Source organism: Nonomuraea composti, from assembly GCF_012034275.1.
GTDB lineage: Bacteria > Actinomycetota > Actinomycetes > Streptosporangiales > Streptosporangiaceae > Nonomuraea > Nonomuraea composti.
In genome coordinates this window covers 280705-292351 of sequence record NZ_JAATEP010000004.1, presented here as the reverse complement: position 1 = coordinate 292351, position 11647 = coordinate 280705, and the positions used below count along the sequence as shown (strand labels likewise).

Below are 11647 nucleotides of genomic sequence, written 5' to 3'. Positions count from 1 at the left end.
ATGCGCGCGCTGACGTTCGTGCCAGGCCAGAAAGGCACGCTCGACGTGGAAGAAGTGCCCGACCCGGAGCCGGCCCGCGGCGAACTGCTCGTCCAAGGACTGGCCCTGGGCATCTGCGGGACCGACCGCGAGCTGGACCAGGCCGAATACGGCTGGCCGCCGCCCGGCCGCGACCGCATGGTCATCGGCCACGAATCGCTCGGCCGCGTCCTGCGGTCTCCCGACGGGTCCGCGTTCTCACCCGGAGACCTCGTCGTCGGCGTCGTCCGCCGGCCCGACCCCGAGCCGTGCGGGGCGTGCGCGCACGGCGAGTTCGACATGTGCCGCAACGGCCGCTACACCGAACGCGGCATCAAGGAGATCGACGGCTACGGCAGCGAGACCTGGACCGTCGAAGCCGCCTACGCCGTCCGCCTCGACCCCGCACTCGCCGACGTCGGAGTCCTCGTCGAACCCGCGTCCGTGGTCGCCAAAGCCTGGGAGCAGATCGAACGCATCGGCTCACGCGCCTACTTCGACCCCCACACCCTCCTCGTCACCGGCGCCGGCCCCATCGGCCTCCTCGCGGCCCTGCTCGGACGGCAACGCGGCATGGAGGTCCACGTGCTCGACCGCGCACCCCGCGGGCTCAAATCCGACCTCGTCGAAGCACTCGGCGGCACCTACCACTCCGCCTCATCCCTGGAATCGTTCTCCCACGCCAAACCCGACATCATCATCGAATGCACCGGAGCCGGGCAGCTCGTCATCGACTCCATGATCACCACGGCCGCCACGGGCATCGTCTGCCTGTGCGGGCTCGCGCCCGGCGGGCGCACCCACCGGGTGGACGCCGGCGTCATCAACCGCGACATCGTCCTGGAGAACGACGCCATCTTCGGCACCGTCAACGCCAACCTCCGCCACTACCGGGACGCCGCCGGAGCTTTGGCTCAGGCGGATCGGGGGTGGTTGGAGCGGTTGATCACGCGCCGGGTTCCGCTTTCGCGCGCTCTGGACGCGTTCCAGCCCGCCGAGAACGACGTCAAGGCCGTCATCGACCTGACCTACTGACCCGTCCGCCTTACACCGTCTCACGGCGTCCGACACCCTGGGACGACATGCGCCGCGCGGGCCACCGCGCACCTTCCGCCGAACTCCACCGCACACCTTCCCGCCGACCCGGCGCCGGAAGGGCGGGAAGCCCGCCGCCGACCCGCGGGCTCGCAACCGCGCCGGGTCGGCGAGGGGGTGGACGACGGAACCCGGCGCAAGGCGTGCGGTGGCCGGCCGGCGAGCCGTGCGGTGGTCAGCTTGCGTCGTAGGGTTTGCGGCGCTTCGGTGTGGGGCGCGGCTTTGTGGTGGGGTGTGGCTTTGGGGTGGAGCGGCCGGCGCCTGCCGGGACCCTTGCCATCCCGGAGCGGTCGGTGGGGGCGACCGTGCGGGGCTGGGGCTGTGCCTTTGCCTGGTCCGTCAGCGACGCCTCCGTCAGTGACGCGTCGCCATGTTCCGGCGCCCGCTCGGCAGGTGGTGCACCGTCTCGGACCGCAGCCCCCGAAGCAGGCAGCGCTCCTTCCCCAGCCGGAGCCGAGTGGCGAAGGGGCGTGAGGGGGTTTCGGGGGGAGGGGACGCGGGGGGTCGGTGGCGAAGGTGGTGGAGGGGCGGTGGGGCCGGGGAGCCAGGGGAGGCGGCGGTGGGTGCCGCGGCGGCGGCCCGTGACGCGGAGGGAGAGGACGATGGTCATGAGGACCATGGCGGCCAGCAGCGCGGGTGGTGTGCCTAAGAGGTCCAGAGGGGATCCGTGGGCGTCGCCTGAGCGAGGCGGGGAGATGAAGGGGCGTTCGGTGGAGCGGATCTCGTCCAGGCGTTCCAGGTTGGCCTTGACCAGGCGCGGGATGCCGTACCCGACGACCTTGTCCGTTTCTCTGGTTTTGCGTTTGAGCCAGACGCGGTCGACGTTCGCCTCGATGGTGTGGATTTTGCGGCCTTCGACCCGTTCGACGATCCCGACGTGGTCGATGCCTTTGTAGCTTTTGCCGCCGCGCCAGTCGTAGAAGACGAGCGCCCCGGGTTCGGGGCGGCGGCTCCAGGCGTTCTGCTGGATGAACCAGGCCGCGTGGGAGGGTGTCCAGGCGAACTCGCCGACGTAGTCGGAGAGGCCGGACTTGTTCGCGGCCCAGGAGAGGAACATGTCGCACCATGGCGCGTCGCGGTACTGGGTGTCTTGGACGCGATCCGCGTACCACTGGCCGAACTTGGTGAACTGGCCGCTCTTCTCCTTGTAGCCGAGTTCCTGCCGCACCGTCTTCAGCAGCTCGTCCGCGATCGGGTCCAGGGTGACTCCTCCCAGAAAACCGACAAATCACGATGGACTGTAGTAGCGCCATCGCGGAATTGCGCGTATCACCGGGAAAATGTTCAATTATGAGGATAAATTGCGGTCGTGTGATTCCTGGGACTGATGGGACGAGCCACTGCCCGTACTAGGAGCCTGCACCCACCCGGTAGACGCCTTCGTCGCCCATGCCGGGCCCGACGACGTCGGCGACGATCACGGTCACGTTGTCCGGCGAACCTCCCTCGTTCGCCAGGTCGATGAGCCGCTGGACGCACGCCGCCGGGTCTGCCACCGTGGTCAGCACTTCGTGCAGCATCTCGGGCCCGAGCACGGTCGTGAGCCCGTCGGAGCAGAGGAGGTAGCGGTCATCAGGCTCGGCTTCGCGCAGCGCCATGTCAGGCTCGGCCCTGCCCTCGCTGCCCAGCACCCGCAGCACCATCGAACGGCGGGGGTGCACGGCGGCTTGATCCTCCGTTATCCGGCCTTCGTCCACCATCGACTGCACAAGTGTGTGATCCTTGGTCATCTGGTAGAGCGCGCCATCACGAAGCAAGTATCCGCGGGAGTCACCGAGATGAGCCAGGGCGAAGTGGTAGCCATCCCACAGCATGGCGGTCACCGTGGTCCCCATGCCCCTGCGGGCGGGGTCGATGTCGGCCAGCTCGACCAGCCTGCGTGCCGCCTCGTGCACGGCGCCCTCCAGGGCCGCCTCCAGGTCGGAGCCCGTCTCGGGAAGCGTGGCATCCAGCTCGCGCATGACGGCGATCGCCGCCGAGCTCGCCAGCTCGCCGGCCGCGTGTCCACCCATCCCGTCAGCCACCACGAGCAACCGGCCGCTCGCGTAGCCAGAATCCTCGTTCTGCTCCCTGCGGCGGCCCACGTCTGATCCGGCGGCATAGCGGATGTTGTGCTTCATACCCAGCAGTAAATCATTGGTTGAAAGACTTCACAAGCAGATGCGCTGAAGACTCGATGTGAACTACTGTGGGCACCATGAGCCACGACCCGACCGTGAACGCCGGGGACATCGCCCGGCTCGCGGGTGTCGGGCGTGCCGCGGTGAGCAACTGGCGACGTCGCCACGACGACTTCCCCCAGCCCATCGGCGGCACCGCCAACCAGCCGCTGTTCTCGCTGCGGCAGGTCGAGTCCTGGCTGCGGCGCTATGGGAAGTCCTACCAGGTATCGCTGGGAGATCGGGTCTGGCAACGCCTGAAAGCCGCGGGGGATTTGCGGCTGGGCGAGCTGGTGGCCCAGGCCGGAGCCCTGCTGACCAGGTCGGTCGATGCTGAAAACCCCTCATCAACCGGTGGTGGGCTTGATGACGAGCTCGCCGAGCTCGTGCGGGAGTTGGGTGAGCAGCACGGCGCGCTGACCGCGTACGAGTTCCTGTGCGAGCGTTACCTCGAAGCCCACTCCCGCCAGCTCTCCGTCACCCGTGACGACGTCGCCGCGCTGATGGTGCGGCTCGTGGGCGCGCCCGGCGCGACCGTGCTCGACCCCGCCTGCGGGGTCGGCACGTTGCTGCTCGCCCCGTCCGCCCTGGAGCAGGGCGCCAGGGTGCTCGGGCAGGAGCTCAGCGAGACCTCCGCCGCCATCACCGCCTCCAGGCTGGTGCTGCGCGGCGTGGAGGCCAGGATCGTGGCGGGCGATTCCATGAGGAACGACGGCTTCGCGGGCGAGCGGGCCGACGCGGTCGTGTGCGATCCGCCGTTCAACGAGCGGGCCTGGGGCTACGAGGAGCTGACCGGCGACCCGCGCTGGGAGTACGGCCTGCCGCCGCGCGGCGAGCCGGAGCTGGCCTGGGTGCAGCACTGCCTCACGCACGTCAAGCCGCGCGGCCTGGTCGCGATCCTGATGCCGCCGGCCGCCGCGAGCCGCAAGGCGGGCCGCCGCATCCGCGCGAACCTGCTGCGCGCGGGCGCGCTCCGGGCGGTCGTCGCGCTGCCCGGCTCCGACCTGTGGCTGCTGCGCCGCCCGGCGGCCGGGGAGCGGCCGCCGTCGGAGGTGCTGATCCTCGACGCGACGGCCGACCTGTCGGTGGTCGAGCCGGCCTGGCAGGCGTACCTGGAGGACCGTTCCGACCAGACCGTACGCATCATCGACCTGCTGGCCGACGAGGTCGACATGACCCCGGCGCGACACCAGCGGCGCGACGATGTGGGCCGGGCGTTCGCCGAGGCCCGCGACCGGTTCCTGGCGGCGGCGGCCGTGCCGCCCGACCTGAAGGTGCTGGAGCAGCCGCTCGACCAGCCGGCCACGACGCTGGGCGACCTGATCAAGGAGGGGCTGGTGACGACGTCGCAGGCTCCGCCGAAGATGGCCGCCGACGGCGGCGACGTGCCGGTCCTGACCTCCGACGACGTGCTGTCGGGCGGCGCGCCGTCCGGGCTGACGACCATGCAGCAGGGGCTGGTGCCGGTCCAGCCCGGTGACGTGGTGGCCTCGTACTCGGCCGTGCGGGTGGTGGAGGACGGCGGCGGGGCCGTGCTGGGGCCGCACCTGACGCTCTACCGAGTGGACGCGCGCCGGCTCGACCCCGACTTCCTGGCCGGCTTCCTGCGGGCGGCCGGCGGGCGGGTGACGACCGGCTCCAGCAGGTTCGACGTGCGGCGCACCCGCCTGCCGCGGCTGTCGTTGAAGGAGCAGAAGGCGTACGGCGAGGCGTTCAGGCAACTGGCCGTGCTGGAGGACGCCATCCGGGAGACCTCGACGCTGGGGCAGACGCTGATCCGGCTGGGCCTCGACGGCCTCGCGGACGGCCACCTGCACCCGCAGTCCTGACGGTGTAGTTTTTCCCCGAAAGGCTGCGGGAGGGGCGTTGATGGTCATCGGTGACCGCTATGAGCTCGACGACCTTCCTCTTGGGCAGGGCGGCATGGGAGCGGTCTACGCGGGCCACGACCGCCACCTCGACCGGCGGGTGGCGGTGAAGCTGCTGCGGCTGCCCAGCGGGCCGGATCACGAGCTGGAGCGCCGGTTCATCAGGGAGGCGCGGATCCTGGCCCGGCTGGAGCATCCGGGGGCGCCCGTCCTGTACGACTTCGGCACCCACGAGCAGCGGCTCTACCAGGTGATGCAGTTCATCGAGGGCGTCACGGTGGCCGACCTGGTGCACGAGCACGGCCCGCTGCCGGTGCCGTGGGCGGCGGCGATCGCGGCGCAGGCGTGCGCGGTGCTGTCGGCGGCGCACGCGCTGGCGATCTGCCATCGGGACCTCAAACCGACGAACCTCATGCTCTGCCCCGACGGCAGCGTGAAGGTGCTCGACTTCGGGCTGGCCATGCTCCGGGAGTCGGAGGTCACGACGTTCACGAGGATCGGCCAGATCCTGGGCACTCCGGCGTACATGGCTCCGGAGCAGATCCAGCACGGCGTGGCGGAGCCGCGCAGCGACCTGTACGCGCTGGGCTGCGTGCTGCACGAGATGCTGAGCGGCCGGCAGCTCTTCACCGGCCCGACCGACTACGTGGTCTTCGAGAAGCAGGTCAAGGAGCGCCCGCCGGAGATTCCGGGGCTGCCGGAGCCGCTGAGCGCGTTGCTGGCGCAGTTGCTGGAGAAGCAGCCGGACGACCGGCCCGCCGACGCCGACGAGCTGTACGAGCGGCTCGACCCGTTCGCGGTGAACCTGCCGATGCTGCCGGGTTTCCTGACGCGGGAGCCGAGCCCGGGCCGTATGTACGCCCGGATGGCCGGCCGCGCCCTCACCGGCTGACGCCTCCCCGTGCGACCGCGCGTTGAGAGATCGCTCTCTTAGATAACGCTGATCGTTATTTGACCCCCGTTGACAGCAGGAGGGGAGCACCACGACTCTCGTGAGAGAGCGCTCTCTCAGTCATCCCCCAAGCACGACCCAGGAGGGTTTCCCATGGCCCCTCGCATCCGGCGGCTCGGCCTGCCGTTGCTCACCGCGTCCGTCCTCGCCCTGGCGACGGCGTGCGGCGGAGGAGGTGGCGGCGCAGGCGGCACCACCACCGAGTCGAGCGCCAAGCCCGGAGAGAAGATCAAGCTGACCGTCGACCTGTTCGGCGACTTCGGCTTCAAGCCGCTCTACGAGGAGTACAAGAAGACCCACCCGAACATCGAGATCGTCGAGAACGTCACGCAGTTCAACGACCACCACAGCAACCTGGTCAAGCGGCTGGCCACCAACGCCGGCGCGGGGGACGTCGCGGCGGTCGAGGTGGGCTACATCAGCACGTTCACCGCCCAGCCGAACAAGTTCGTCGACCTCAAGCAGTACGGGCTCGACAAGCGCCAGGCCGACTACCTCGACTGGAAGTGGCAGCAGGGCCTCAGCAAGGACGGCACGCAGGTCCTCGGCCTCGGCACCGACGTGGGCGGCCTGGCCATGTGCTACCGCAAGGACCTGTTCAAGAAGGCCGGCCTGCCCGACAAGCGCGACGAGGTGTCGGCGCTGTGGCCGACGTGGGAGCAGTACATCGAGACGGGCAAGAAGTTCGCCGCGGCGAACGTGGCCGGCGCGAAGTTCGTGGACTCCCCCGGTGAGATCTTCCGCGCGATGGTCAACCAGGCGCCCGTCGGCCTGTACGACGCCCAGGACAACATCATCGTCGCCTCCAACCCCGACGTGAAGAAGGCGTGGGACCTGTCGAACCAGCTCACCGCCGACGGCCTGACCGCCAAGCTGGCCGCCTTCTCGCCGCCGTGGAACACCGGCTTCGCCAAGGGCTCGTTCGCCACGATCATCTGTCCGGCCTGGATGACCGGCTTCATCCAGGAGCAGGCCAAGGACTCGGCCGGCAAGTGGGACATCGCCTCCGTGCCCGGCGGCTCCGGCAACAGCGGCGGCTCGCACCTGATGGTGCCCAAGCAGAGCAAACACCCGAAGGAGGCGGCCGAGCTGATCGACTTCCTCACCTCCAAGGAGAACCAGGCCAAGGTCTTCAAGGAGGAGGGCACGTTCCCGTCGATCCCGGCCCTGTACGACGACCCGTCGATCCAGAACTTCACCAAGCCGTTCTTCGGCGACGCCCCCATCGGCAAGATCTACTCCGACGCCGCAAAGGCGCTCAAGCCGCAGCACCTCGGCCCCAAGGAGGCCGACGTGCGCACGGCCATCGGCAACGGGCTCGGCCGGGTCGAGCAGGGCAAGCAGACGCCGGACGAGGCGTGGGCGCAGGTGCTCGAGGACGTCAAGAAGATCAAATGAGCACCCTTCCCCTCGCGGTCACGCGACGGCGTAGGCGCAGCGTGCGGCACACCCTCGACGTGAGGGTGTCGCCGTACGCCTACGTGGCCCCGTTCTTCCTGCTGTTCTGCGCCTTCGGGCTGTTCCCGCTGGTCTACACGGCCTGGGTGAGCCTGCACGAGTGGACGCTGCTGTCCGACACCCAGGAGTTCGTCGGCCTGGGCAACTACTCCACGTTGCTCGCCGACGAGTACTTCTGGAACGCCACCTTCAACACCCTGTCGATCGGCGTGCTGTCGACGGTGCCGCAACTGGCGCTGGCCATCTGGCTGGCGCACCTGCTGAACCGGCGGCTGCGCTTCCAGACCCTGTTCCGGATCTCCCTGCTGCTGCCGAACGTCACGAGCGTCGTGGCGGTCGTGGTGATCTTCAGTCAGCTCTTCGGCCGGGACTTCGGCCTGATCAACTGGATGCTGTCGTGGTTCGGGGTCGGCCACATCGACTGGGCGGCGGGCACGGCCACCTCGCACGTCGCGCTCTCGGTCATGATCATGTGGCGCTGGACGGGCTACAACGCGCTCATCTTCCTGGCCGCCATGCAGGCCGTCCCGCGCGAGCTGTACGAGGCCGCCACCCTGGACGGCGCGAGCAACCTCACCCAGCTGCGCCGGATCACGATCCCGATGATCCGCCCGACGATCATCTTCGTGGTCATCGTCTCCACGATCGGCGCCATGCAGATCATCGCCGAGCCGATGCTGTTCGGGCAGAGCAGCGGCGGCGGTGGCGGCATCGCCACGGGCGGCCCCGACCGGCAGTTCCAGACGCTGGCGCTGTTCGTCTACGAGCAGGGCTTCGCGAACTCGACGTTCGACTTCGGCTACGCCTCGGCGGCGTCGTGGCTGATGTTCGTGGCCGTGGTGGTCGTGGCCGGGATCAACTTCCTGATCACGCGCAGGGTGAAGGGCGGCCTGGTGTGAGACTGCGTTATCTGACCCTGACCGCGGTGGCGTTCTTCTCGGCGTTCCCGCTGTACTACAGCGTCGTGGTGGCCTCCCGGCACAACTCGGCGCTGGCCGAGGTGCCGCCGCCGCTGATCCCCGGCGGGAACTTCTTCGCCAACGTCGCCCGGGTCTTCGACACGGTGCCGTTCGGGCTCGCGCTGGTCAACTCGGTCATCGTGGCGGGGTCGATCTCGATCGCGGTGATGTTCTTCTCGACGCTGGCCGGGTTCGCCTTCGCCAAGCTGGCGTTCAGGGGCAGGAACGTCATGCTGGTGATCACGGTCGCGACCATGATGGTCCCCGCCCAGCTCGGCATCATCCCGCTCTACATGCTCATGGTGAAGCTGGAGTGGACCGGCACCACCTACGCGCTGATCGTGCCGGCGCTGGTCAACGCGTTCGGCGTGTTCTTCATGACCCAGTACCTCTCACGCGCCCTGCCCACGGAGCTGCTGGAGGCCGGGCGGGTGGACGGCTGCTCCACGTGGGGTCTGTTCTGGCACGTCGTGCTGCCCGCCGCGCGGCCCGCGGCGGCGGTGCTGGGCATGCTGACGTTCATGTCGGCCTGGAACGACTACTTCTGGCCGCTGGTCGTGCTCAACCCGGACAATCCGACCGTCCAGGTGGCGCTCTCGACCCTGGCCAGCGGGTACGTCAACGACTACGTCCTCGGCCTGGCCGGGACGGCGATCGGGACGCTGCCGCTCGTGGCCGTCTTCGCCCTGTTCGGCAAGCAAATCATCGGTGGAATCATGCAAGGAGCTGTTAAGGGATGATGTTTCCCGAGGACTTCGTCTGGGGCGCCGCCACGGCCTCCTACCAGATCGAGGGGGCGGTCAAGGAGGACGGGCGGGGCCAGTCGATCTGGGACACCTTCTCCCACACCCCCGGGAACGTGGCGGGCGACGACACCGGCGACGTCGCCTGCGACCACTACCACCGCTTCCGCGACGACATCGCCCTGATGCGCGAGCTGCGGCTGGCGGCCTACCGGTTCTCGGTGGCGTGGCCGCGCATCCAGCCGGACGGCGCGGGCCCGGTCAACCCGCGCGGCCTGGCGTTCTACGACCAGCTCGTGGACGAGCTGCTAGCCGCCGGAATCTCGCCTTATGTCACGCTCTATCATTGGGATCTTCCCCAAGCGCTCGAAGACCGCGGCGGCTGGACCGACCGCGACACCGCCGCCCGCTTCGCCGACTACGCCGAAGCCGTGCACGCCCGGCTCGGCGACCGCGTCGACAACTGGGCCACGCTGAACGAGCCCTGGGTGGCCGCCTTCCTCGGCTACGGCAACGGCGTGCACGCGCCCGGCCGCCGCAGCCCCGCCGACGCCCTGCGCTCCGCCCACCACCTGCTGCTCGGCCACGGCCTGGCGGCCCGGCGGCTGCGCGCGGCCGGCGCCCGCACCCTCATGCTGGTCGTCAACTCCGCGCCCGTCCTGACCCCCGCCCAGGTCAACGACCCTTCGGCGGTGCCGGACGAGGCGGACGCGGCCGCGGCGCACCGCATCCACGCGCTGCTGACCCGGCAGTTCCTCGACCCGGCCGTGTACGGGACGTACCCGCGGGAGGTGCTGGAGGCGGCGGCCCGCAACGGCGGGACGGAGCACATCCAGGACGGCGACCTGGAGCTGATCAACGCGCCGCTCGACCTGATCGGCGTCAACTACTACAACCCGTGCGTCGTCGAGTCGGGCCCCGGCCTGCCGGCCGACGCCGCCTGGCCGGGATCCGAGGACGTCAGGTTCGCCACCGCGGACGCGCCCACCACCGCGATGGGCTGGCCGATCGTGCCCGACGGCCTGTCGCGGCTGCTCGTGCGGCTCTCGCAGGACTATCCGCAGGTCGGCCTCATGGTCACGGAGAACGGCGCCGCCTTCGACGACGTCGTCCAGGACGGCCGCGTGCACGACGACGAGCGGGTGGCGTACCTGGACGGGCACCTGCGCGAGGTGCACCGCGCCATCGAGGCGGGCGCCGACCTGCGGGGCTACCTGGTGTGGTCGCTGCTGGACAACTTCGAGTGGGCCGAGGGCTACCGGCGCCGCTTCGGCATCGTGCACGTGGACTACTCGACGCAGGAGCGGGTGCTCAAGGACAGCGCGCTGTGGTACCGGGACGTGATCGGCAGGAACGGCCTGTAGATTCTTGGACGTGCTCTCCCTCCTGGTGCAGACATGAGACGCCCGACCCTTGAGGCGGTCGCCGCCCGCGCCGGCGTGTCGCGCGCCACCGCCTCCCGGGTGGTCAACGGGCAGACGACGGTGGCGCCGCACATCCGCGACGCCGTGCTGCGCGCGATCGACGAGCTGGGCTACGTCCCCAACTCCGCCGCGCGCAGCCTCGTCACCCAGCGCACCGACTCGGTGGCCCTGGTCGTCAGCGAGCCCGGCACCCGGGTCTTCTCCGAGGACCCGCTGTTCTCCACGGCGATCCGGTCCGCCTCGGTGGAGCTGGAGGCGATCAACAAGCAGGTCGTGCTCATGCTGGCGTCCTCGCCCAAGAGTCACGCCAGGGTGGAGCGTTACATCGCCGGCGGGCACGTCGACGGCGTCATGCTGCTGTCCATGCACGGCGCCGACCCGCTGCCGTCCGCGCTCTCACGGCTACGCGTGCCGGTCGTCTCCTACGGGCGGCCGGCCGTGCCGGTCGACATCCCGTACGTCGACAACGACAACGTCGGCGGGGCCGAGGCCGGGGTGCGGCACCTGGTGGAGACGGGGCGGCGCCGGATCGCCACCATCGCCGGCCCACAAGACATGATCGCCGGCCAGGACCGGCTGGCCGGCTACCGCAACGTGCTGCGCGACTCCGACCGCCGCTCCATCGTCGCGGTGGGCGACTTCACCCGCGAGTCGGGCGCGATCGCGATGCGGCAGCTCCTCGGCGACGACCCGGGGCTCGACGCCGTGTTCGTGGCCAACGACATGATGGCGGTCGGGGCGCTGCAGTCGCTGCGGCAGGCCGGGCGGCGGGTGCCCGACGACGTGGCGGTGGTCGGGTTCGACGACGTCGAGGCGGCCAAGTACACCGAGCCGCCGCTGACGACGCTGCGGCACCCGATCGCCGAGCAGGCGGCGGCCATGGTCAGGCTGCTGCTCAACCTGTTCGAGGGCGGGCCCACCGAGCCGATCATCCTGCCCACCGAGCTGGTGATCAGGGAGTCGGCCTAGCC

At 69.9% G+C, this 11647-nt stretch carries 10 protein-coding genes; 8 read left to right on the top strand and 2 right to left on the bottom strand.

The genetic code is table 11. The features are described 5' to 3' along the window. Positions 1–1053: a glucose 1-dehydrogenase gene (locus tag HCN51_RS08735; RefSeq protein ID WP_168008516.1), complete on the top strand. Its 1053-nt coding sequence runs from the start codon at positions 1–3 to the stop codon at positions 1051–1053. 235 nt (positions 1054–1288) lie between these two features. Here HCN51_RS08735 and HCN51_RS08730 read toward each other — a convergent pair whose 3' ends face one another. Both HCN51_RS08730 and HCN51_RS08725 read right to left on the bottom strand, forming a co-directional pair. Continuing rightward, complete coding sequence (locus HCN51_RS08730) at positions 1289–2281, bottom strand: CHAP domain-containing protein (RefSeq protein ID WP_168008514.1); 993 nt, start codon at positions 2279–2281, stop codon at positions 1289–1291. A gap of 181 nt (positions 2282–2462) precedes the next feature. Beyond that, a complete protein-coding gene (locus HCN51_RS08725) occupies positions 2463–3233 on the bottom strand; it encodes a PP2C family protein-serine/threonine phosphatase (RefSeq protein WP_080042572.1) in 771 nt (256 codons plus the stop codon). A 77-nt stretch (positions 3234–3310) separates the two neighbouring features. Here HCN51_RS08725 and HCN51_RS08720 point away from each other — a divergent pair, with 77 nt between their 5' ends. The 7 genes from HCN51_RS08720 (at position 3311) to HCN51_RS08690 (ending at position 11645) form a co-directional block, all read left to right on the top strand. Next, a complete protein-coding gene (locus tag HCN51_RS08720; protein WP_168008504.1) occupies positions 3311–5101 on the top strand; it encodes an N-6 DNA methylase in 1791 nt (596 codons plus the stop codon). Positions 5102–5141: 40 nt separating this feature from the next. Next, positions 5142–6032, top strand: coding sequence for a serine/threonine-protein kinase (locus HCN51_RS08715; RefSeq protein ID WP_168008502.1), 891 nt, complete (start codon positions 5142–5144; stop codon positions 6030–6032). A 153-nt stretch (positions 6033–6185) separates the two neighbouring features. Then, entirely contained in the window at positions 6186–7490 is a 1305-nt protein-coding gene (locus HCN51_RS08710; RefSeq protein ID WP_168008500.1) for an ABC transporter substrate-binding protein, read from the top strand. Further along, positions 7487–8449 (top strand): carbohydrate ABC transporter permease, encoded by a 963-nt coding sequence (locus HCN51_RS08705; protein ID WP_168008498.1) that lies wholly within the window; start codon positions 7487–7489, stop codon positions 8447–8449. The genes HCN51_RS08710 and HCN51_RS08705 overlap by 4 nt, the downstream gene beginning before the upstream one ends. Continuing rightward, complete coding sequence (locus tag HCN51_RS08700; RefSeq protein WP_168008496.1) at positions 8446–9249, top strand: ABC transporter permease subunit; 804 nt, start codon at positions 8446–8448, stop codon at positions 9247–9249. The genes HCN51_RS08705 and HCN51_RS08700 overlap by 4 nt, the downstream gene beginning before the upstream one ends. Next, positions 9246–10616: a GH1 family beta-glucosidase gene (locus tag HCN51_RS08695; protein WP_168008494.1), complete on the top strand. Its 1371-nt coding sequence runs from the start codon at positions 9246–9248 to the stop codon at positions 10614–10616. The genes HCN51_RS08700 and HCN51_RS08695 overlap by 4 nt, the downstream gene beginning before the upstream one ends. A 33-nt stretch (positions 10617–10649) precedes the next feature. Next, positions 10650–11645, top strand: coding sequence for a LacI family DNA-binding transcriptional regulator (locus HCN51_RS08690; RefSeq protein ID WP_080042577.1), 996 nt, complete (start codon positions 10650–10652; stop codon positions 11643–11645). Positions 11646–11647 lie beyond the last annotated feature (2 nt).